General features: G+C 70.5%; 14 protein-coding genes and 2 pseudogenes. 7 read left to right on the top strand and 9 right to left on the bottom strand.

Going from position 1 to position 22676, the window contains the following annotated elements; all coding sequences use genetic code 11:
• Positions 1 to 9 precede the first annotated feature (9 nt).
• On the bottom strand, positions 10 to 648 hold the full coding sequence (locus tag FHR36_RS36940) for a hypothetical protein (protein ID WP_253804556.1): 639 nt from the start codon (positions 646 to 648) through the stop codon (positions 10 to 12).
• Between the two features lie 314 nt (positions 649 to 962).
• Entirely contained in the window at positions 963 to 1658 is a 696-nt protein-coding gene (locus FHR36_RS36935) for a HEAT repeat domain-containing protein (RefSeq protein WP_253804555.1), read from the bottom strand.
• A 29-nt stretch (positions 1659 to 1687) separates the two neighbouring features.
• Between FHR36_RS36935 and FHR36_RS36930 the strand changes: the two genes are divergently transcribed.
• Positions 1688 to 2131: a helix-turn-helix transcriptional regulator gene (locus FHR36_RS36930; RefSeq protein WP_253804554.1), complete on the top strand. Its 444-nt coding sequence runs from the start codon at positions 1688 to 1690 to the stop codon at positions 2129 to 2131.
• A gap of 128 nt (positions 2132 to 2259) precedes the next feature.
• Here FHR36_RS36930 and FHR36_RS36925 read toward each other — a convergent pair whose 3' ends face one another.
• From FHR36_RS36925 to FHR36_RS36905, 5 genes are all read right to left on the bottom strand, one after another.
• Positions 2260 to 3684 (bottom strand): RICIN domain-containing protein, encoded by a 1425-nt coding sequence (locus FHR36_RS36925; RefSeq protein WP_253804553.1) that lies wholly within the window; start codon positions 3682 to 3684, stop codon positions 2260 to 2262.
• Between the two features lie 814 nt (positions 3685 to 4498).
• Positions 4499 to 5941, bottom strand: coding sequence for an RICIN domain-containing protein (locus FHR36_RS36920; RefSeq protein WP_253804552.1), 1443 nt, complete (start codon positions 5939 to 5941; stop codon positions 4499 to 4501).
• Between the two features lie 757 nt (positions 5942 to 6698).
• Entirely contained in the window at positions 6699 to 8891 is a 2193-nt protein-coding gene (locus FHR36_RS36915; protein WP_253804551.1) for an alkaline phosphatase family protein, read from the bottom strand.
• Positions 8892 to 9329: 438 nt separating this feature from the next.
• On the bottom strand, positions 9330 to 9716 hold the full coding sequence (locus tag FHR36_RS36910; protein WP_253804550.1) for an NEW3 domain-containing protein: 387 nt from the start codon (positions 9714 to 9716) through the stop codon (positions 9330 to 9332).
• Positions 9717 to 10412: 696 nt separating this feature from the next.
• Positions 10413 to 10802, bottom strand: a complete 390-nt coding sequence (locus FHR36_RS36905) for a (2Fe-2S) ferredoxin domain-containing protein (RefSeq protein WP_253804549.1) — start codon at positions 10800 to 10802, stop codon at positions 10413 to 10415.
• A gap of 215 nt (positions 10803 to 11017) precedes the next feature.
• Here FHR36_RS36905 and FHR36_RS36900 point away from each other — a divergent pair.
• A pseudogene (locus FHR36_RS36900) lies at positions 11018 to 12306 on the top strand (IS1380 family transposase).
• Positions 12307 to 12844: 538 nt separating this feature from the next.
• On the opposite strand, the gene FHR36_RS36895 reads toward FHR36_RS36900, so the two are convergent.
• Positions 12845 to 13276: a hypothetical protein gene (locus FHR36_RS36895; protein ID WP_253804548.1), complete on the bottom strand. Its 432-nt coding sequence runs from the start codon at positions 13274 to 13276 to the stop codon at positions 12845 to 12847.
• A 340-nt stretch (positions 13277 to 13616) separates the two neighbouring features.
• Here FHR36_RS36895 and FHR36_RS40165 point away from each other — a divergent pair, with 340 nt between their 5' ends.
• The 5 genes and pseudogenes from FHR36_RS40165 to FHR36_RS36865 all read left to right on the top strand — a co-directional run bounded on the left by FHR36_RS40165 (position 13617) and on the right by FHR36_RS36865 (position 18802).
• A complete protein-coding gene (locus tag FHR36_RS40165; RefSeq protein WP_253804547.1) occupies positions 13617 to 15194 on the top strand; it encodes an RICIN domain-containing protein in 1578 nt (525 codons plus the stop codon).
• Between the two features lie 167 nt (positions 15195 to 15361).
• A pseudogene (locus FHR36_RS40540) lies at positions 15362 to 16419 on the top strand (IS630 family transposase); the annotation flags it as partial.
• Between the two features lie 136 nt (positions 16420 to 16555).
• Positions 16556 to 17038: a hypothetical protein gene (locus tag FHR36_RS36875; protein WP_253804545.1), complete on the top strand. Its 483-nt coding sequence runs from the start codon at positions 16556 to 16558 to the stop codon at positions 17036 to 17038.
• Between the two features lie 581 nt (positions 17039 to 17619).
• The gene (locus tag FHR36_RS36870; RefSeq protein ID WP_253804544.1) at positions 17620 to 17934 is read left to right on the top strand and encodes a helix-turn-helix domain-containing protein; all 315 of its coding nucleotides are present in this window, start codon (positions 17620 to 17622) and stop codon (positions 17932 to 17934) included.
• Positions 17858 to 18802 carry an integrase core domain-containing protein gene (locus tag FHR36_RS36865; protein ID WP_253804543.1) on the top strand — a complete coding sequence of 315 codons (945 nt, stop codon included), beginning with the start codon at positions 17858 to 17860 and terminating at the stop codon, positions 18800 to 18802. Before FHR36_RS36870 ends, FHR36_RS36865 begins: the two co-directional genes overlap by 77 nt.
• A 25-nt stretch (positions 18803 to 18827) precedes the next feature.
• Here the strand turns inward: FHR36_RS36865 and FHR36_RS36860 are convergent, their stop codons facing one another.
• Positions 18828 to 21650 carry an ATP-binding protein gene (locus FHR36_RS36860; protein WP_253804616.1) on the bottom strand — a complete coding sequence of 941 codons (2823 nt, stop codon included), beginning with the start codon at positions 21648 to 21650 and terminating at the stop codon, positions 18828 to 18830.
• Positions 21651 to 22676: the final 1026 nt, after the last annotated feature.

Below are 22676 nucleotides of genomic sequence, written 5' to 3'. Positions count from 1 at the left end.
GGCTGCTCCTCAGCGTCCGTTGGGTCGGGTCGGGTCGAGACGCGGGTCGCCGAACAGGGCGTCGAAAACGTCCTCGGTGACGCAGGCGATCAGTCCGTGCTCGGCGTCGCGCAGGGTGTAACCGGCGCTGCGCCCGAGGTCGGCCGCGGCGATCGAGACCTGCGGGCGGTAGTAGAAGGTCAGCTCCCGCCCCGAGAACTCCGTCCGCTCCGCCGTAGTCTGCGTGGGGGTGAACGGCAGGGTGAACTCGGGCAGGCCGGCCACGTCCGCCTCGGCGGCCAGGTGCAGGACCCCGTCGTCGGCGGCGCGGAACGCGACGACCAGGTTCACGCCGCCGCTGCGGCGATCCTTCGGCAGTCCATGTCCTTCGAGGACCCGGCCGAGCTGGGAAGCGGACATCGCGGCCGCGAGGGCCAGGGCTCGGCGGTTCGAGTAGGCGCCGGCGGCGTCTGCACGGGAGATTGCCACCTCCTTGAACACCGTCAGGTGCTGGATGAGCCGGCTGAGGCTCGCGACCAGGTCGACCAGGTCGTCGAAGCCAGCAACCTGCGGCGGCTCCACCAACCGCTCCTCCCGCAGCGCCGCGAGCAGCGCCCGGCCCAGGCCATCGGGCACCTCGACGTGATCGCCGCCGATGCTGATCCTCACGATTCAACCCCCAATCAGTACGACGTAACCAAATGCTACACCCGTCCACTCTGGGAGCCCGAAAGAAAAGGGGCCAAGCACTGAGCATTTTCAGAGCGGCCACCGATCGGGTGACGGTCGGACGGTCGTGGACCGAGGGGTAACGGACAGGGATCCCAGGCAGGCCGTGCGCCAGGGCCCGCCTGTGGAGGGCTTGTGACCGGCCGTAACAGAGCGGCCGATGGCGCCAGGGAGTGAACGCCTGCGCCGAACCCGGTGAAACCCACACGCCGAACACGAGCGAGCCGCACGAGGTGCCCCTGCCTGCGACTTGGCTACCGGTTGCCGGGCCCCGGACGAAGCGCGTCACGCAGCAGTCGGACCACGTCCTCGGTGAGCTCGGTACGCCGCTGCTCCGCCAGGGCGAGCAGTTCGGCGGCCTGTGCGGGGCTGGCGTCGAGGGACGGGACCGGGCGGGTGCGCCAGGGGTGCGGGGCCAGGTTGCGGATCTGGGTGGTGGCGTCGTTCTTGCCCTGGGCAGCGAGTCGGGGGTGGGTGTCGCCACTCACGACGAGGGCGGCGCGGAGCGCGGTGAGACGGTCGTGCCGGCTCAACAACCGGTAGCCGGCCCGTCGGACGGCCGGCCGCTGCGGGTCGGTGAGCATGTCCCACAGCAGGTCGGCAGGCAGTTGGGTGGCACTGGGGGCGAGCGTGGCGGCGGCCTCCTTGACCACCGTGGTGGAGCCGTCCCGCAGCAGCGCCGTGACCCGGGGCATGGGCACCACGTCGAGGCTCCGCAGGGCGCGCAGCGCGTGGACGCGGACCTGAGGAGCCGGGTTGTCCAGCAGGGCGGTGAGCAGTGGGCCGTCGGCCCGGCTGCCGGTCTCGGCGAGCCCTCCGACTGCCCCGACCCGCGGCTCGGCAGCCTGGATGCCCGCGCGGTAGTACGCCAGGGGATCCGTACCGGTGCGGCGTGCCGCCTCTCGCGCGAGGGCCCGGATCAGCGCGGACGGGTGGTCGAGGTACGGCACCACGTTCTCAGCCGCAGCGCGCGGCCGGGTTGGCCTGCACCGCCGCGCTGCTGGTCATCGAGGCGTCCCGGCTGGCCCAGAGCCGGCCGCCGGGCCGCCACCTCGCCATGCACCCGGCCGTCGCGACGGCCAAGCGGCGCATCGAGCACCGGCTCGCCGAGGGCCGCACGGTCGATGAGCTGGCCGCCGAAGTGCGCCTGTCGCCCGCCCACTTCGCCGAACTGTTCCGGGCCGAGATCGGTGAGCCACCCGCTCGGTACCGCACCCGCCTGCGAACCGAACGTGCCCGGCTGCTGCTCGCCGAGACCGACCTGACGATCACTGCGATCGCCATGGACCTCGGCTACTCGTCGTCCCAGCACTTCGCCACCGCGTTCCGGCGGGAGACCGACGAGACGCCGTCGCGGTACCGCCGTCGGGTCAGACAGCGCGACACGGACCCCGGAGCCGGGCTCCGGGGTCCGTGCAGGTGACCGGTCGTCAGTCCTGGATGGGTGTGGACGTTCCGGTGGAGGTGGCGGTCAGTGGGACGGGGTTGGGTGGACGGGTCCAGGGCCTGTTGCCCGGCCCCGTGACCCAAGGGTGCTGCCTCATGGTGCGATCAGAAGATCGTCCACTGCTGGCGCGGGGTGCCGCTGTTCGGGTCCTGGCTGACCAGGGAGTTGTTGTCGGAGAAGTCCGTGGTGAGGAGCAGTCCCGAGTTGGTGCTGGTGATGGTGTAGGCGCCCGAGGGCAGTGGTGCGATCTGCCAGTGCTGGTTGGCCGCGCCGGTGCAGACTTCCTGGGTGACCGCGGCACCCGGGACGGGGACCTGCCATCCGCCGTCGTCCAGGCACAGCTTGGAGGCGGCGTTGGCGATGGTGTAGGACTTGTCCGGCTGCTGGGTGAGGACCCAGTTCTGGTTGGTGCCGCCGTCCTTGATCCAGGTGATCGGCCGCTCTCCGGGGACGGTGGAGGAGTTCGGGTCGTCGAGGGCGAAGCCGCCGGCGACCGTCAGCTGGTGGGTTCCGTTCAGGTTGCCGCCGCCGTGGTGGACGATCGGGTGCGAGATCGCGCAGGAGTTGGTGTCGTTGGACCACGAGGCCTGCTCGGCGTAGGTACCGAACGCACCGAAGCTCACGTTCGCCAAGCCGCCGGGCTGGCCGGGCTTGATCCAGGCGCACTCGTCCGAGTTCTCGTCCTGCCCAATGGGGTAGGCCCACCCGGTGGTCGGGTAGGTGTCGGACATCATCTCGTGCCACTCGTGGCCGAGCGATGTGGTGTATCCGTCGAGTGTGCCCGCCGCACCGGCGTTGACGAAGTTCGCGCCACAACCGGCACCCATGTCGATGTTGTACGGCTGGTTGCTGAACGCGATGTCGTTGCCGTAGGCGGACGGGGCCGGTCCGCCGCTCAGGCGCTCGGCGTCGTTGTTCCAGTCGTGCCATGCGCAGTACCGGGTCTGGTAGTCGTCCGGGTTGGTGCCGTGCGGCGACATGATCACGTAGTACGCGTTGCGGTTGCTCGCCGCGGTCTTGTTGCCGAAGTGCCCGGCGGCCTTGTTCGCCTCCAGGGCCAGGCCGTGGCCGTCGACGTTCTTCGGCTCGGGTGCGGCGTTGTCGTACCACACGCCGGCCAGGACGCCACCGGCCTGGTAGGGGACGAACTGCGAGGCCGGCAGGTTCGCCGGACACGCGGTCGCACCCGTCGCGATCCCCGGGCCGTCGCACCACTGCGTGAGGTCCGCGGACCAGAGTTCGCCGTTGGTGCCGATGCCCTTGAACATCTGCTGCGCCGCGCCGGCCGCGCCGGCCGGGTCGCCGGAGAACTTGGCGTTGCCGTTGGCGTCGGTGCTCCGCTTGCCCCACTGGTTTCCGTAGAAGACCAGGTACACCTTGGTCTTGGCGCCGCTCATGACGCCCGCGCCACCGATGCCGCCGTGGTACGAGAGCGTGTTGTCTTCAGCGGCGGGCGCCGCAGCTCGGGCGGCGGCGGCGTGCACCGTACGCGCCCGGGCCGCATGGGCCGCCTGATCGACTGTCACCATGACGCCCGCTCGGTGGGCGGGTGCGGCCGGGGCGTCCGCCGATCGGGCGGCACCCCCGGTGGCGGTCGCTGACGCGGCCGCGCTCACGAGGAGCGCGATGGCCGTGCCGAGCACGGCCGCGCCGCGTATCGTCGTTCTTTTCACTGCGCGATTCCCCTCCGAACCGTTGTACGGTCCACTTCAGAGGTTGATGAGCACGAATGTGCTGAGGCGAAATTAGAATTCACGGAACCCGCTCGTCAAGGGGCGGGCCGAGAATGTCAAAGGGTGAGCTTTTCGAAACGCGCCGGAAGCCTGAGCCTGGATCGGAGCGCATGCGATTCACCCGGAGGGCGTGCGGCGCCGAGCAGAGCGAGAATGCCGGCCCGGTCCGGGGATTCCCGGCAGGGGAAAGACCCCAGTGGAACCGCTCCGACGCTGGTCGCCGCTTGTGGTGCGACGAAGGGTTGCCAATGTTCGGCGAGCTGTTTCTCTGGACGAATAATCCGCCGGGCGGCGGATTCTCGACCGGCCCCGGTCGGCTACTTCGTTGACGTTCCGAAGGCCGCTGCGCACGATGCCCGGACAGCTGAGGAAGGGCTCCGAAGAATCCCGAAGACGGATTCCTCACCGCGGAGCGGGTGGAGCTGGTGCAGGAGGGTGCGGTGCGGACCCCGGAGCCGGGCTCCGGGGTCCGTGCAGGTGACCGGTCGTCAGTCCTGGATGGGTGTGGACGTTCCGGTGGAGGTGGCGGTCAGTGGGGCGGGGTTGGGTGGACGGGTCCTGGGTCTGTTGCCCGGACCCGGGGCCCGAGGGTGCTGCCTGGTGGTGGCGATCAGGAGATCGTCCACTGCTGGCGCGGGGTGCCGGTGTTCGGGTCCTGGCTGACCAGGGAGTTGTTGTCGGAGAAGTCCGTGGTGAGGAGCAGTCCCGAGTTGGTGCTGGTGATGGTGTAGTCGCCCGAGGGAAGTGGTGCGATCTGCCAGTGCTGGTTGGCCGCGCCGGTGCAGACTTCCTGGGTGACCGCGGCACCCGGGACGGGGACCTGCCATCCGCCGTCGTCCAGGCACAGCTTGGAGGCGGCGTTGGCGATGGTGTAGGACTTGTCCGGCTGCTGGGTGAGGACCCAGTTCTGGTTGGTGCCGCCGTCCTTGATCCAGGTGATCGGCCGCTCTCCGGGGACGGTGGAGGAGTTCGGGTCGTCGAGGGCGAAGCCGCCGGCGACCGTCAGCTGGTGGGTTCCGTTCAGGTTGCCGCCGCCGTGGTGGACGATCGGGTGCGAGATCGCGCAGGAGTTGGTGTCGTTGGACCACGAGGCCTGCTCGGCGTAGCTGCCGAACGCACCGAAGCTCACCCGCTCCGCGCCACCGACCATGCCGGGGGTGATCCAGGAGCACTCGTCCGAGTTCTCCTGGCCCTTGGTTCCGCCGTGGGTTCCCGGGTTGGCCCAACCGGCGTACGGGTAGGGGTCAGACATCATCTCGTGCCACTCGTGGCCGATCGTCATCGTGTACCCGTCGAGGGTGCCCGCCGCGCCGTCGGTGACGAAGTTCTCGCCACAGCTTTCCACGTCGAGGTTGTACGGCTGGTTGCTGAACACGATGTCGTTCCCGTAGGCGGACGGCGCCGCCCCACCGTTCAGGTTCGCCGCGTCGTTGTTCCAGTCGTGCCATGCGCAGTACTGGCCCTGGTAGCTGTCCGGGTTGGTGCCGTGCGGCGACATGATCACGTAGTACGCGTTGCGGTTGCTCGCCGCGGTCTTGTTGCCGAAGTGCCCGGCGGCCTTGTTCGCCTCCAGGGCCAGGCCGTGGCCGTCGACGTTCTTCGGCTCGGGTGCGGCGTTGTCGTACCACACGCCGGCCAGGACGCCACCGGCCTGGTAGGGGACGAACTGCGAGGCCGGCAGGTTCGCCGGACACGCGGTCGCACCCGTCGCGATCCCCGGGCCGTCGCACCACTGCGTGAGGTCCGCGGACCAGAGTTCGCCGTTGGTGCCGATGCCCTTGAACATCTGCTGCGCCGCGCCGGCCGCGCCGGCCGGGTCGCCGGAGAACTTGGCGTTGCCGTTGGCGTCGGTGCTCCGCTTGCCCCACTGGTTTCCGTAGAAGACCAGGTACACCTTGGTCTTCGCCCCGCTCATGACGCCCGCGCCAGCGAGGCCGCCGCCGTAGGCGAGCGTGTTGTCGCCAACGACGGGTGCCGCTGGCCGGGCAGCCGCCGCAGCTCGGGCGGCGGCGTGCACCGTACGCGCCCGGGCCGCCTGATCGACCGTCGCCATGACGCCCGCACGGTGGGCGGGTGCAGCCGGGGCGTCCGCCGATCGGGCGGCACCGCCGGTGGCGGTCGCTGACGCGGCCGCGCTCACGAGGAGCGCGATGGCCGTGCCGAGCACGGCCGCGCCGCGTATCGTCGTTCTTTTCACTGCGCGATTCCCCTCCGAACCGTTGTACGGTCCACTTCAGAGGTTGATGAGCACGAATGTGCTGAGGCGAAATTAAGATTCGTGGAAGTCGCTTGTCAAGGAGCGATCCGATAACGTCACGCGGCGGAAATTTTGAAACGCGCCGGAAGCCTGAGCCCGGATCGGAGCGCATGCGATTCACCTGGAGGGCGTGCGGCGCCGAGCAGAGCGAGAACGCCGGCCCGGTCCGAGGATTCCAGGCAGGTAAAAGATCCCGACGGCGCCGCCCCGACGCTGGTCGTGGCTCATCGCCACGCCACGGAGGAATTGTTCAGTGCCATCGGGCGGCCGCGATCCGGTCGCACCGTTCGCTGCTTTCTGCGTACGGAGGGGTCGCCATTGTGACTGGGCCGGGCCCGACCCTCGGCCCGAATTACTCACCGGCCTCGATCGGCTACTTCGAGGACGTTCCGAAGACCGATTCCCACGATGCCCGGACAGCTGAGGAAGGGCCCCCGAAGACACCCGAAGGACAGATTCCTCAGGGCGAGCGGGCGGAGCCGGTGGAGCTGGTGCAGGAGGGTGCGGTTCGGCCCCCGGAGCCGGGCTCCGGGGCCGCGGGGGTCACCGGTCGTCAGTCCTGGTTTCGGGCGGAGGGTCCGGTGAGTGGGACCGGGTTGGTCGGGGAGTTCTTGGCCGGGTGCGTCCAGGCGTCGTTGACCGTGGCCGCGTAGGCGTCGTTGTTGGTCAGCGGCTGGAGGCCGAGCGCGCGGTCGATGGTGCGCAGCAGGCCGTACTGGTCGGTGCGGTCCGAGCTCTCGTAGCCGGCCTTCACGGTGCCCTTGGAGCCGAGCAGGATGGTGGGCACCTTGTTGGGGTAGCTGGGGCCGAAGGACTTGCTCCGGCCCTCGTCGAAGGTGAGGATCAGCAGGGACTTCTGCTGGGTCCAGGCGGGCGAGTTGAAGATGGCGGGCAGGGTGTTCTTGAGCCAGTCGTCGCCGGCGCGGGTGCCGCAGCCCTCCATGTCGTGGCACTCGTTCGGCTCGAACCAGGCGAAGTTCGGTGTGGTGGAGGTTGACTTCAGGTCGGAGTACATCCGGGTCAGCGGCTGCTCGTGCTGGGCGCAGTAGCTGTCCGGCGAGGTGTCGTCGCGCATGTTGGCGAAGGAGTTGAACGGCAGCTGGTCGGCCCAGTAGTCGCCGTGCGAGCTCGTGTCGCAGTTGCCGTTGGCGGACTCCGTGTACGCCTTCCACGTCTTGCCGGCGGCGTCGACGGTGTTGCCGATGTGCGGGGCGTCGATGCGGATGCTGCTGTTGTCGTACAGGCCGTAGAGGCCGCCGCCCGCCAGCGCGACGTAGTTCGGGTCCGAGGGGTGGGTCGTTGCGTACGACTGGGTCAGCGAGGTGCCGGAGTCCAGCAGGCTGTTGATGTAGGGGGCCTTGTCGCTGTTGCCGATGATGTCGCCGAAGTCCTGGTTCTCCAGGTAGACCACGAAGACGTGGTCGAAGCCGGGCACCTTGGAGGCAGGGGCGGTCAGCTTCGGTGCTGGCAGGTTGGCGCCGATCGTGAGGGAGAGGTCGTCCGCGAAGCCGTCGGTGGTGTTGCCGGAGGTCCAGGTGAAGGCCAGGTCCACGCGGATCTTCCGGGTGCCGGTGGGAACGGTTCCGGTGGCGGAGCGGTGGAGCATGCCGCCCTTGTTGCCGCGGTCGCCGTTGGTGACGGGGGCGATGTCGGAGGAGCCGATCGGCTCGCCGCTGGAGTCCAGGAAGGTGGCGGTGATGCCGACGCGGTCGTTCTGGTTCCAGTAGCCGCCGAGCCAGCCGGAGAGGTTGAACGGCACGCCGCCCTGGTCGATGGCGGTGTGGGCCGCCGACACGTCGACGGTCTGGGACTGGCCGGAGTCTCCGGTGCCGCCGCCGGCGAAGAACTGGTCGCCGCGGTTCGGCGAGCCCGGTGACGAGGCGTCGGGGTAGTCGGGCGCGCCGTAGCAGACCGCGTTCGGCTCACCGGAGGTGATCGTCCAGCCGGGGACAGTCATGCCGTCCTTGCCGTATTTCGAGCACTGCGCGACGTCCTCGGCCCCGGGGTCCTGCAGCAGGTTCGCGCTGGTGACCGGCGGCTTCGGGGCCGGCAGCTTCGCGCCGATCGCGAGGTAGAGGTCGTCGGCGTAGCCGTCGGTGGTCTTCCCGTCGGTCCAGATGAAGTTCAGGTCGACGCGGATCGTCCGGGTGCCGGCGGGAACGTCTCCGGTCGCTTCGCGGTAGAGCATCCCGCCCGTGTTGCCGCGGTCGTCGTTGGTGACGGGCTCGATGCCGGAGGAGTCGATCTGGTCGCCGTTGGAGTCCAGGAAAGTGGCGGTCATGCCCACGCGGTCGTTCTGGTTCCAGTACCCGCCGAGCCAGCCGGAGAGGCTGAACGGCACGTCGCCCCGGTCGATGGCGGTGTGGGCCGCCGACACGTCGACGGCCTGGGACAGGCCGGAGTCCCCGGCGCCGCCGCCGGCGAAGAACTGGTTGCCGCGGTCCGGAGAGCCCGGTGACGAGGTGTCGGGGTAGTCGTTGGCGCCGTAGCAGACCACGTTGGGCGCACCGGAGGTGATCGTCCAGCCGTTGATGTCCATGGTGTCGGTGCCGTTGTTGGTGCAGTGGTCCGCGTTCTCGACCCCGGCGTCCTTGAGCAGGTTGCCGCTGACGAGCGGGGAGTCGGTCGCCGCGTGCGCGACCGGGACCGCGACCTGGGACGTCGCGAGGAGCAGTGCGGTGGCGGGGAGTACGGCCGCCCGGGCGAGTGCGCGGGAGGAGGGGAGCGGGATGGTGGGGCGTCGCATGGTGGATGTCTTCCAGTGGGGTCGTCGTGGAAAGGCGGCGGGAGCGGGGGAACGCCCGCCGACGGGCATCCGGTCTTGGCGAGGTCCTGGAGGACCGGTGTTGGGGGGTTTCTGCAGGTGGAGCAGGTGAAGCGTGGGGGTGGGCCGCGCCGAGGGCCTGGTCGAGTGGGGCCGTCGGTGCACGACGGCTCCGAAGGTGTCGTAGTGGACCTCACCGGGGCAATCAGGGCCGGTCGGAATACGTACCCGTAGTCGGGGGCGCAGCGGGGACACTGACCCCTTAGGTACCTGATGGATCATCGCCCCGTCACCCCGGGGCGAGTCACGGGTGTTCGCACTGCCGAACGGTCGGCGGGCCGCAACCGGGAACGGAGGTTCCCGGTTGCGGCCCGCCGACCGTTCGGCAGCAGATGTGGTTGTCGCGCCTCCTGGACGGGGTCACTCGGTCGGGCCGCTCGGCCCCCGGTCCAGGAACACGTTCGGCTCCGTGGCGGTCGTCGTCGGGGCGGGGGCGGCCAGGGTGAGCTGGGCGATGGCTTCGGAGGACAACTGCACGCCCGGGTAGGTGGCCTGGACGGGCAGGGAGTAGGCGCCGAGGGTGGCGTCGGCCGGCGGGGTGACGGTCCAGGTGGCGGTGACGGTCTGGCCGGGCTTGACGCTGGCGAACTTGTCGTGCGAGGTCGCGACGGCCTTCCAGCCCTTGGGCGCCGCCAGGGTGAGCTGGAGGTCCTTGAGCGTGGTGGTGCCATGGTTGGTGTAGGTGGTGGTCACCGTGTTGGCGGCGCCGGCGGTGGTGCTGGCGGGGGCGTCGATGGGGACACCCACCGGCCGGCCGGCCGGCTCGGCAGCGTTGAGGCGTCGTCCGAGGCGCGCGGCGCCACGCCGAGCGCACGCGGTTCACTCAAGGAAGCCTGGCCCGTCTCCGCGGCCACCTGCTGTCCGTGATCGCCTTCCTCACCTGGACGGCCGAGACCGGCCTCACCCTCGACGCCGTCACCCAGCGCCACGTCGAGGACCGGTTGGGCGCGGCGGTCCGTCCCGGCGCTCCGTCCGCAGCTTCCTCCAGTGGACCACCCCGCGCGGCCTCACCACCCACCTCGACGTCCCGGGCCCCGGCCCGCAGCCGAGCCCCGGGAATGGTCCACGCCCGAACAGCGGTGGAACCTTCTGGACCGCTGCCTCAACGACGACAGTCTCCCGCTCGACGTCCGCGCGGCCGGCTGCCCGACCCTGCTCCACGGCATCAGCGACCCACGCATCACCGAACTGACCACCCGCCACCTCACCAGCGGAAGCAGGCCCACGATCCGGCTCGGCGAGCACCCGGCCGCCCTCCGTCCGGCGGCGTTCCACCTGCTCGCCCAGCAGGCCGAACACGCCGTCACCGCCTCGGCCGTCGCCCGCACCTCGGCACGGCCCGGCACGCCCTGGCTCTTCCCCGGCCAGTGGACCCGCCGCATCGGCCGCGACTGGAGCACCTACCTGGCGAGCCGCGCCCGACCTCCCTCGGGCCGGACCGCTTCAGCCGCCGATCTGCTGGCGGACGCGGCGGGAAGGGCTGAACGCGTACAGGTCAAGGCTGTCGGGCGGGTCGGCGAGGCCGGGCTCGCCCGCCTCGACCCAGACGGTGATGTCGCGGGCGGCATCGGGGTCGTTGACCAGGCCGAGCCAGACGGGTCGGCCACCGGCCCTGCGGCCCTCGGCGGAGGGCTGGACGACGATGACGTTGGCCTGCTCGCAGGCGCCCAGGCAGTCGGTGGGGCGCACGTCGACCACGCCCGCGAGGGACTCGCGCAGGTCGGTGAGCTGGGCGCGGTGGTCAAGGCCCGGGACGGTGGGGCCGCTTCGCGACGAGGCGGACCATCGCCTCCGGGTTGCCCCGGGCCAGGCCGAACTCCTCGTCCTCCTCACCCCTCCTCGTCCAGGTACGCGGTGGAGCGCCACCGGGCGCGGTCAAAGGCCGGGTCCGCCTCCCCCGCACGCCGGCGGCCGCCCTGGCCGCGTCCGTCCGGCCGGCCGGTGGGTGTCCCGGCCCGGGGCCGAGCCGGCGGGAGTATCGAGCGACGCGGAGCGTCCTGCAGCCGACCTGGCGGCCGACCGTCAGTGCACGGCCCTACGGTCCTGGTGTGACCGATACCGACGCCCTTGCCCTCGCCTCGGCCTGGCAACGCTTCAGTGCCCGGCTGGCTGTCCAGTCCCCGGCCGCAATCGGGACGTGGCTGGCGGAGCTGCGGGCCGCCGCGCAGGTGCTGGCCGGGGACTGCCTGGCCGATGTGGCGATGCTGCGGGCCGAGCCGGCCGTGTTCGGTCCGGTGGCCTCCGACCCGACCGTCTCCCGCCTGGTCGACACCCTCGCCGCGGCCGGGCCCCGCGCCCTCGCGGCGATCCGTCGGGCACGGGCCGACGTCCGCGAGCGGACCTGGCGGTTGGCCGGCGAGACGGCCCCGGACGCGGGCGGCGAGGTGACCGTGGACATCGACGGAGTGCTGGTCCTCGCGCACTCCGAGAAGCAGGACGCCGCCAAGACCTGGAAGAAGACGTTCGGCCATCACCTGCTGTTCGCGTTCGTCGACCACGGCCCGGGCGGGTCCGGCGAACCGGTCGCCGGGCTGCTGAGGCCGGGCAACGCAGGCAGCAACATCGCCGCCGACCACATCGAAGCGGCCCACACGGCGCTGGCCCAGCTGCCGAAGAAGTACCGGCGCGGACGCCGTACCCTGATCCGCACCGACTCCGCCGGCGGCACCCACACGTTCCTCGACTGGCTCACCGCCCGCGGCCGGTGGCTGTCCTACTCGGTCGGGATGACCATCACCGACGCCATCCACCAGGCCGTGCTCCTAGTCCCGGCCTCGGCTGGACCCCAGCCGTCGAACCCGGCGGCGATGTCCGCGACGGCGCCTGGGTCGCCGAACTCGCCGGCGATGTCCTCAAAGGCTGGCCGAAGGGGATGCGGCTCATCGTCCGCAAGGAACGGCCGCACCCTGGCGCACAGTTGCGCTTCACCGACGCCGACGGCATGCGCCTGACCTGCTTCGCCACCAACACCACCGGCACCCCCATCGCGCACCTGGAGCTGCGGCACCGCCAGCGCGCCCGCGCCGAGGACCGCATCCGCGCCGCCCGCGACACCGGCCTGCGTAACCTGCCCCTCCACCAGACCGCCCAGAACCAGATCTGGCTGGAGATCATCCAGCTCGCGCTCGACCTGCTCGCCTGGATGCCCATGCTCGCCCTGACCGGCCAGGCCCGACGGTGGGAACCCAAGCGTATGCGGCTGCGGCTGTTCTCCGCCGCCGCCCAACTGGTCACCACCGGCCGCCGCCGCTACCTCCGACTCGCGCGCCACTGGCCCTGGACCGAAGTGATCACCAGCGCGTTCGCGCTCCTGCACGCCCTGCCGGACCCAGGCTGACCAGCGAAATCACCCCATCCCGGCGAACATCGGGACCACTTCCGGAGCTGTGGAACCCGGCGCCCACTCGACGCGACAGTCGAACCCTCGGCGTCTCTTGAGCCGGAAACCCAGCCCGGACAAGCCGAAACGGCCCGCCAGTCGAGCTGACGAGCCGTCATGCAAGATCGAGGCTAGGTGTAAGGGGATCCCGCCAGAATCGGGGTGCCGCTTCCGGCCATCACCCGCCAGAAATCCCGCCTTTCGTAAAGGGTGCGGGCCCACGAATTTCCTGCCAACATTCCACCGGTCCGACCCCGGCTGGCTGTGCCAGAAACCCGCCGTGCGGGAATCCCGCCACACGCCCCATGCGGACACCAACCCGAGATAAAATCCCCTCCACTAACCCGGCCGAGCCCCTTATCAGGAACGCACCGGGACCCCGGCCATCCATACCGGGCGACAGCCACCACGACCAGCACAAACGACAACAATGACAGCACCCAAACGACAAACCACAACAGCCGATACCGAGCAGCCGACCAGCAGAAACAGGATCTCAACCACTGCCAGAACACTGACGCCACATCACTGCCGCTCCCCCGACGCGCACCACCATTGACTTCCCGCCTTCAATTCCTCCCGTCCGGCCCTGGAGCGGACGGTTCACGACGCGCCCGCGGGTGCCAAACGGGCCCGCCCCGCGGCCGGCGGCCCGCCACGAGCCGATCATCTGCACCAGCAGATCCAGCGCCGGCACCACGACCAGCACCACACCGCGGGGCACCAGCTGATGGCCGGCCACCGCCGCCACGTACGACCTTCCGGAGCTGACGGCCATCTGCACCGTCACCCGCAGCCCGTTCGGGGCGGAGTGCCCCGGCCGCGGCGTCAAGCCCCGCACGATGGCCTCCAGGCCCTCCTCCTGGTGCCCGCGCAGCGAGCGCCGGCAGCCGACTGAGCGGCCATCAGGCCGGCTTACGACTTTCACGAAGACGTGTCTCCCCTCACCCATTCCCGAACCCACACACGGGACCACGTGGGAAGGCCGGTGGATGAGGTTCGCCGCAATCGCTCCGATGGCTGGTCCGGCGTTCTCGTTCTGGTTGGCGCCGCGCCTCATCCGAATTAATTTCGCGCGTCCTCCGAATTAATTTCACACGCCCCCGATCCCGGTTTATGTTTCCGGCATGTTTCGACGTTCTCACTGCATGGATTTCCAGGTTTTCTCCTTGACGGGCACCTGCCACGACTTCTAATTTCGCCGCAGCACAATCGTGCTGATCAATCTCTGGGATGGACCGCACAACGGTTCAGAGGGGAATCACTCAGTGAAGCAAACGACGATACGTGGCGCGGCCATGCTCGGCATGGCCACCGCGCTCCTGATGAGCGTGGCCACGTCCGCGACCGCCGCCGGTGGTGCCGCCCAGGCGGCGGACAGCACTGCCGCACCCGTCCACCGGGCGGGCGTCATGGCGACGGTCGGGCAGGCCGCCCAGGCTCGTACGGCGCACGCCGCCGCCCGGGCTGCCGCACCTGACGTTGACGCAAAGACGCTCGCCTACAACGGCGGTATCGGTGGCGCGGGCGTCATGAGCGGGGCGAAGACCAAGGTGTACCTGGTCTTCTACGGAAACCAGTGGGGCAAGCGGAGCACCGACGCCAACGGCAACGCCAAGTTCTCCGGGGACCCGGCCGGTGTGGCCAGTGCGGCGCAGCAGATGTTCAAGGGCATCGGCACCAATGGTGAGACCTGGTCGGCGGACCTGACGCAGTGGTGCGATGGCAAGGGGGTGGCGAAGGGTGCGCTCGCGTGCCCGGCGAACCTGCCGGCCTCGCAGTTCGTCCCCTATCAGGCCGGTGGTGTGCTGGCCGGTGTGTGGTACGACAACGCCGGGCCCGAGCCGGAGAACGTCAACGGCCACGGCCTGGCCCTGGAGGCGAACAAGGCTGCCGGGCACTTCGGAAACACCACCGCGGCGGCCAACCGCAACGCGTACTACGTGATCATGTCGCCGCACGGCACCAACCCGGACGGCTACAAGGACCCGAAGACCGGGTATTGCGCGTGGCACGACTGGAACAACGACGCGGTCAACCTGCCCGGCGGAGCGGCGCCGTCCGCCTACGGCAACGACATCGCGTTCAGCAACCAGCCCTACAACGTCGACGTGGACGATTGTGGCAAGAACTGGGTCAACGCCGGTGCGGCGGGCGCGCTCGACGGGTACACGATGACGCTCGGCCACGAGTGGCACGAGACGCTGTCCGACCCCTACCCGAGCACCGGGTGGGTCAACCCGGGCACCCACGGCGGGACCAAGGACTACGAGAACTCGGACGAGTGCGCCTGGATCGCGGCCGGCCGGGCCGGCGGTGCGCAGAACGTGAACTTCGGCCCGTTCGGCAGCTACGCCGAGCAGGCCTCCTGGTCCAACGACACCGACTTCTGCGCGATCTCGCACCCGATCGTCAACCACGGCGGCGGCAACCTGAACGGCACGCACGTGCTGACGGTCTCCGGCGGGTTCGCCCTGGACGACCCGCACTCCTCCACGGTCCACGGGGAGCAGCTGATCACCTGGGCCAAGAACGGTGGCAGCAACCAGAAGTGGGTGTTCACCCAGCAGCCGGACGGGTCGTACACCATCGCCAACGGCTCCTCGAAGCTGTGCCTGGACGACAACGGCTGGAAGGCCCCCGTCCCAGGTACCGCGGCGCTCCAGTACCCCTGCACCGGTGCGACGATCAGGCACTGGACGGTCGCCCAGCTGCCCTCAGGCGCCTACACCATCGCCAACAGCTCCTCGGGACTGCTGCTCACCACGGCGTACGCCAAGAACGGCTCCCTGGTGACCGAGGAACCGAACACCAACTCCCCGCTCCAGCAGTGGACGATCTCCTGATCGCGCTCTGAGGCAGTGCTCCGGGGTCCCGGGTCTGGCAACAGACCCGGGACCCCGTTTGGGCGGGATCGCGGCACGAGGCCAAAGGCCGAACAACCACCTACTCAGGTTGAACTCGCGTTGTCGTAGGTGCTGACGGGCCTTGATCCCTGCGGTACGACATGGTGGTGCGATACGCGCAGGGGGGCGGGTTCACCGCCCAGGAGCAACAGCGTCGGGAGCGGGTGCGGCTGGCGGCCGCCGAGCGGTTCGAACGGGGGGACGGCAACAGGGTGATCGCGGCTGACCTGCGGGTCACCGTTCGGTCGGTAGAGCGGTGGCGTCAGGCCTTGCGGCAGGGCGGTTCGGCCGGCTTGGAGTCGAAGGGGCCGCAGTCCGTGCCCCGGCTCGGTGAGCGGCAGTTCGCCCAGTTGGAGAGGGAGTTGGAGAAAGGGCCGCTCGCTCACGGCTGGGAGGACCAGCGGTGGACGCTGGCGCGGATCAAGACGCTGATCGGCCGGCGGTTCCACGTTTCCTACACCGTCCAGGGCGTGTGGAAGCTGTTGCGGCGCAACGGCTGGTCGTGTCAGCAGCCGGTCCGCCGGGCGATCGAGCGCGACGACGGGGCGGTCGAGGTGTGGAAGAAGCAGGTGTGGCCGCAGGTAAAAGCCTAGTGGCGGCGCTCGGGGCCTGGCTGGTGTTCGAGGACGAGGCCGGGGTCTCGATGACGCCGGCGCGGGCCCGCACCTGGGGACGCCGTGGCCGAACGCCCGTCGTCCGGGTGCGCGGCCGCTCCCGCCGACGGGTCTCGATCGCCGCCCTGACCTGCTACAAGCCCGGTGAACGGTCTCGGCTGATCTACCGGCCCAGGCTGGACGACGGACAGGGCCGGAGCAAGGGCCGCAAGAGCTTCGCCTGGACCGACTACCGCGACCTCATCGTCGCGGCGCACAACCAGCTCGGCGGGCCGATCGTTCTGTTCTGGGACAACCTGAACACCCACCTGGCCGCCGGAATGAAGGAATTCATCGCCGCCCAGGACTGGCTCACCGTCTACCAGCTACCCCCGTACGCCCCCGACCTCAACCCGGTCGAGGGTATCTGGTCCCTGCTGCGACGCGGCTTCCTCGCCAACGTCGCCTTCGCCAATCCCGACCACCTCGTGCGGACAGTCAGGCGCGGCTTACGGAAGATCCAGTACCGATCTCAGCTCATCGACGGCTGCCTGGCCGCGACCGGCCTGTCCTCACCCCACAGCTACCGGGCTGAAGCGCCTGTTGCGACCGAGAGCTCGTGCTTTAGCCTGGCGCGATCACTGGTTCGGTCAGGGGTTGCGAGTGAATGCTGTTCTGCGTGCCATCCATCGCTGCGATGAGATTCCCGTGGCTGTCGTCGACGGGTTCCAGTCCGTCGAGGACGTCACCGCGGGTTCGGGGCCGGCAGCGACGATCACCGTGTGTGGGCGCCACCGCGAGGCGGCCAGCACCTGGCTCCAGGGTTTCCAGACGGTCGAGCGGTCGGGTGGAACTGTTGGGCAGCGGTGCGGATGGATGCACGACTTCCGTGAACCCGAGGTCGTCCTTCGGGCCCATGCCGGCTCCTGGCTCGGACAGTTGAGCGGGCTGGACCGCGCCGACTACGACGACTGGGCGTCCTACCTTTCTGCGACACACGAACGGCTTTGCGCAATGCACGGGCTCGACCCGGGCCACATGAAGGGCGACAGCGCTGTGACCTGGATCGGTATGGCTGCCTCCGAGCTGCTTCACGGCGGAGACATGGGTGCCGCCTTGGCCTTCCTGGCCGATGCCGAGGTCTTGGTCGCTGTAGGAATGGTGGCTGATGGGCCGGATCGCTGCTGCTGACCCCAGAGCGGTGGATCGGGCTCAGCCGCCCGACATCACGAGTTCAATCTGAGTAACCCGCGCCACGTGGTCGGCGCCCCGGATTGCGACGAGCCGGCGATTTGCCCTGAGGATCCGCAGGAGCTGGAGATCTCCCGGACAGGCAGTCTGGGTCACTTCTTATCGGCGTTCTTCGTCTTCTTCTGTCCGTCTCTGGGCGCGAATACGGAGCGGAGCAGTGTGCGGGGCTGAACGGCTTGGGTGCGTTCGAGGTGGGTCTGGGCGGCTGTCGTGATCTCCCGGACTGCTTCGGCTTCGGCGGCCTTGTTTTTCCTTCTGCTGGCAGAAGTGGCACAGCTTTTCACCGTCCGCGGCGTAGCGGGGGATCTTGTACGTGTCGGCGGGGCGGCGGCAGCCGGGCCAGGCGGTGGCGAGCAGCTCGCGCTGCTGGCAGCGGCGTTTGGCGGCTTCCTGGTCGGCCTGCTCCTGGGCGCGCTTGGCCTCTTGCCGCTTGGCATACGCGTCTGGCCCTGTCGCGCGTCAGACTTTGTGGCAGGGCTCGTTTCTTGCGGGTCCTGCTGCTTGAAGGAGTCTGATCGATCGTGGTGAGGCCACCGGCGCTGCCGCTGGAGGAGAAGGTCCGGATCGTGCTGTCGATCCTGGCCGGTGAGATGACCGACGCTGAGGCCGCGCGGCGGGCGAAGGTGTCCGAGCAGTCGATCGGGACCTGGAAGCGCCAGTTCCTGGAGTCCGGCCGGGCCGGCCTCGCGGGCAAGTCCGGCCCCAGCGCCCGGGAACAGCAGCTCGAAGCCCAGGTCGCCGACTTGACCCAGGCGCTGGGTGAGGCGGCAGTCGAGCTACGGGTGTGGAAGAAGTCCGCGGAGGGCCGGCTGGGCCCTTCGAGGACCTCGAGGTGATCCGCACCGAGGCGGGCATGCCGACCGCGAGGTTCTGCCGGCTTATCGGCGTGCCCGAGCGGACCTGGAGAGCGTCCGGGAGACCGCCCGCCGGCACGCGCTCGCGCACCCGGCCTGGGGCCACCGCAAGGTCTGGGCGATGTGCCGCCACGACGGCCACCGCGTCTCCCAGGCGACCGTGCTGCGGCTGCTGCGCGACGAGGGCCTGCTGCTGGAAGCGAACTACCAACGCGAACGCAGACAGCTCGCCGCCCGCCGCAAGGCCGCCTTCGCGACCGAGCCGACCGGCCCGAACCAGGTCTGGCAGCTCGACTTCTCCGAGTTCGAGACCGCCTCGGGCGGCACCTGGCGGCTCGCAGGCTGCCGCGACTACTGGTCGAAGTACGAGCTGGGCTGGCACGTGTCGCCCACCGCGAACCAGCACGACGCCATCGCCGCGATCGAACTCGCCATCAAGGAAGCGGCCGGAAAGCCACTGGCCGAGCTCGCCCCGCGCGACGCGGACGGGACCGTGAAGCCGCTGGTCACCATCGTCACCGACAACGGCGGACCGTTCCGCTCGTTCCGGTTCGAGGCGTTCATCGCCACCCGACCGGAGCTGCGGCACGTCCGCACCCGGGTCCGCACACCCGGCCAGAACGGCTCACGCGAGCGCGGCTTCGACTCGCTCAAGTACGAGAAGCTGTTCCTCGAGGAGATCCCCAACGCCCTCGACCTCGTCCGGCACGCCGAGGACTACCGGCGCGACTACAACACCGTCCGCCCACACGAGGCCCTGGCCTGGAACCGGCCCCACGACGTCCACACCGGCGCCGCAGACCCGCTCGTCCCCAACTTTCCCGAACCCGAAAACCTGCCAACTGCTTGACGCGGGACAACCTGCACCCTCACCGTCAGTCGGCCGCCTCGTCCTCGGAGAGTTTCGCTCCGATGTTCTTCCGGGTGGTTCCGAGCTTGCGGAGGGCGTTGGCGACGTGTTGTTCCACCGTCCGCGGGGACAGGAAGAGGGCTTCGGCGATCTGCTGGTTGGTGGCGTTCTGGGCGAGGAGTTCGGCGACCTGCCGCTCGCGGGGGGAGAGCCGGTTGCCGTAGCCGCGCCGTCCGACGGTTTCGGGTCGGGTCAGTCCGAGGTGCCGGGACAGGTTGTCGGCGCGCGCGAGGTCGCCGGTGGCCCCGAGCTCGGTGAAGCCGGCCACGGCCTGCGCGAGTGGTGGGGCGGCTTCGGCCGGGTCGGACTCGGCGCAGGCCCGTGCGCGGTGTTCGGCCGCGAGCGCGGTCTCGTACGGGCGGCCGATGTCCTGCCACAGGTGCTGGGCGGCGGCGAAGTGGTCGGCGGCGCGGGAGGGCTCCGCGTCCATGGCCAGCAGGCCGCGGGCGAGGTGGAGTTCGGCGGTGGCGGCAGGGGTGTCCTTTCCGGCCAGCGCCCGGGTGGCGTCCTCGACGAGTTGCTCGGCGGCGCTGCGGTCGTCGCAGGCCAGCGCCGCCTCGACCGCGGCCGGCACCAGACCGGTCGCCCTCGGCCAGGTTCCCGACCGGCGGAGAAGCTCCATGGCCTTCCCGGCCACCGCCCGGGCCAGGCTCGGGGCGCCTTGGGCCAGGTGGGCGGTGGTCAGTCCGGCCGCCGCTCGCAGCGCCGTGCCGACGTTGTGCCGCGGGCCTTCCTCGGCCGCCGTGGTGAAGTGCTCCAGGGCCTGGGCGCGCCGGCCCTGGGCTGCCGCGAGCCGGCCGAGGCAGAGGGCCTGCTCGATCCGGGGCAGTGTCATGGCGGGGTAGGTGGCCACGGTGTCGGCGAAGCGCTCCTCCAGTGCGTCCCAGAGGCCCGCCATCAGCTCCGTGCGCAGGAGGGTGACGATGCTGTAGCACTCGGCCATGGGATATCCCACCCGGCGGGCGAGGTCGCGGGCCTCTTCCAGAAGGGAGAGCGCCCGCCGGTCGTGTCCGATCTCGAAGGCGCTGTCGGCGACGTTGAACAGTGCCCGGACGGTCTGGCGCACGAGTTCGGGATCGTCCGACCGGCGGGGCAGCGTGTCCATCAGCGACCAGTCGAACGGGTCACCCGACTGCACCAGCAACATCAGCCTGTTGCCGTGGACCAGTGCCTTCACGACCTCGTCCGTTTCCTTCTCGACCGAGCGTTCGGCCCGCTCCTGCCACGCCCAGGCCGCCTTCTGTCCCTTCATCTCGTTGAGCGCGAGGGTGCTCATCGCACGCGCGGCGCGGACCGGGTCCTCGCCGAGTTCCTCGACCGCCTTCTCCAACTCCTCGGCCCCCGCGGCGTCAGCGAGCTCGTTGAACATGACAACACCGAGTCCGAGCCTGATCTCACCGCGGGCGGCCCTCGACAGCTGGGGGTCGGCGAGGATGCGGCGCAGCCGTCCCGCGCAGGCGGCCGCGTCCACTCCGCGGGTCGTGAGGCCGGCCAGGGCCAGGGCGGTGCGTGAGCGGACCGCGGGGTCGAGGTCGGGTTCGTCGAGGATCTGGCCGATGAGGGTCTCGGCGGTGCCGGTGTCTCCGATTGCGGTCGCGTGGTCGACGGCCTGCTCGGCTGCCTTCAGCCAGGCCGCGCGGTCGCCGAGGGCCCGCGTGTGGTGGGCGATTTGCACCAGTGGCGGCGTCGGCTGCTGTCGTAGTTCCTCGAGGGCCCGCTGGTGCAGGCGGATCCGCCGGGGCCCGTGCACGTAGCCGTAGGCGACCTGCTGGGCGAGGACGTGCCGGAAGGCGTAGCGGCCGCCGTCGTTCTCTCGCAGGATGGAGGCGTCCAGTGCCTCGACGAGCCCGCGCTCCGCCTGCTCGTCCTCCAGCCCGGCGATCGCGGTCAGGAGTTCCTGCGTGGCCGGGACGGCGAGGACGGCCGCCGCCGCGGTGACCGCGGCACCCTCCGGGGAGAGCCCGGCGAGCCGCTCGGTCAAGGCCTCGCGCAAACCGCGGGGCACGTCCGCGTCCCGCAACCTGCCGGCGATGCCCTCGAAGCCGTCCGTACGCGCGTGCTCGGCCAGTGTGAGCAGGTCCTCCTCGGCCACCAGCGGGAGACCTTCGCTGCGGGCGAAGAGCGCGGCGGCGAGCGCTGGGGTGGCGTGGAAGCCGAGGGAGTCGGTGGCCAGGTCGTGCAGATCGCTCTCGCCCAGGCGCGACAGGGGGATCACCGCGCCGCTGATTCCCGGTGGGCGCCGGTAGGCGGAGCCCAGGACCGGGGTGTGGGCCCCCGTGGCGTCGGTTCGGTGGGAGAGGACGAGGCTCAGGTGCGGCGGCAGGTCGCGGGCGAGGAGCAGGAGCAGTTCGCGGGTGGCCTCGTCGACCCAGTGCAGGTCCTCGACGACCAGTACGGCCGCGCCGATCGTGGCCAGCAGGGAGCGGACGCCCTGGATCACCCGCAGGCGCTCGGCCCGGGGGTCGTCGGTGGGTGGTGGTGGGGGCGGGAGCCGGTCGGCGAGGTCGGGCAGCAGCGGCGCCAGGGCGCCGGTGGCGGGCGGCAGGCCAGTGATGGGCAGCCACGCCCCCGCCTTGCCCAGGGCGTCCACCACCGGGCCGTACGGGAGCGGTTCGCGCAACGGGTGGCAGAAGCCGGCCAGCACCGGTCGCCCCTCCCGGGCCAGCGCGGCGGTGGCCTCGGCGATCAGCCGGGACTTGCCGATCCCGGCCTCGCCCTCCACCAGCACCACCGCGGGCGGATGCCGCACCGCGCTCAGCAGCAGATCGAACTCGCGCTCCCGGCCCACGAACCGCAACGGCCCACCCGGTGACGCCGAAGTACGACCGGCCACGCCCTGCACACGATCACCTGCCCCGTCACCACCTGTCACCACCACGCTAGCCCGCGTCCACACTCCCGGCGAAGCAGCACTGTCCAGGACGGTGTTTCCTGGGCCCCCGTCTCTGTCCCGCGGCGCCACGGGCCAGGAGCGGGCATGGCGGACGTGGCGCAGCGCGGCGATGGCGTCGACGGTCTGCTCGGCGGGCCGCGGGGCGTCCGCGCGGGCCGGTGGGTCCGGGAGGCGGCCGGGCCCGCCCGGGGCGGTTGCTGGCGGCTCTGGGGGCGCTTAGGGCCGAAGGCGCGGGCCGCGCCGGGGCCGAGGGCGTGTCGGGCGGACGACGGGTTGCTCACGGGGCGTTCTACGAGTCCGCTCCGGGCCGGCGGCGGGCGGCGGCCCTGGACGACGCGTCCGGCACCGCCGGACGCACCGCAGGCCAACAGCCCCGGCCGGCCCCGCAGGCCGCGGACGGCTCCGCCGGACGCGAAAAGACCAACAGCCCGCCGCAGGCGCGAACCCCGAACCGACCAGCCGACCACACCCACCAAGACCAAGGAGAAGGGGTTGTCGGCATTTCCGACCCGCTCCACATGGGCTCTGACCTGCGGCGATACCGAGCCGTGGCAAATCATCAGGTGCCCACAAGACACCTGAATAGGCGTCCGACAAGGCGTCCGACAAGACACCTCGCAAGAGGCAGCCCCGTTCAGCCGAGCACCGGGGCGACGTCGGCGTCGATCAGCCCCTCCTCCGGGGCCTGGCCTGCAGCACGGTCCCGGTCCGGCTGTCCCCGACAGTGCTGCACCGGGGGCGAGGGTGCAGCGGGTGCAGCACGCCCTGGCGCTGCACGAGTCCCGCAGCCGCGGACCTGGTGCTGCACTGTGCAGCGCGGTGTTGTCCCGCGGCTGCACCGAGGTGTCGCCCGGAAGTGCAGCACGGTGTCGCCGTGCTGCACTTCGGTGTCGCAGGTGCGGGGCCAAAGCGGTCGGCCTT

It is taken from the genome of Kitasatospora cinereorecta, assembly GCF_024172095.1.
Classification (GTDB): Bacteria; Actinomycetota; Actinomycetes; order Streptomycetales; family Streptomycetaceae; genus Kitasatospora; species Kitasatospora cinereorecta.
Note: the sequence above shows the minus strand (reverse complement) of the source record. Positions and strands in the feature narration are given on the sequence as shown.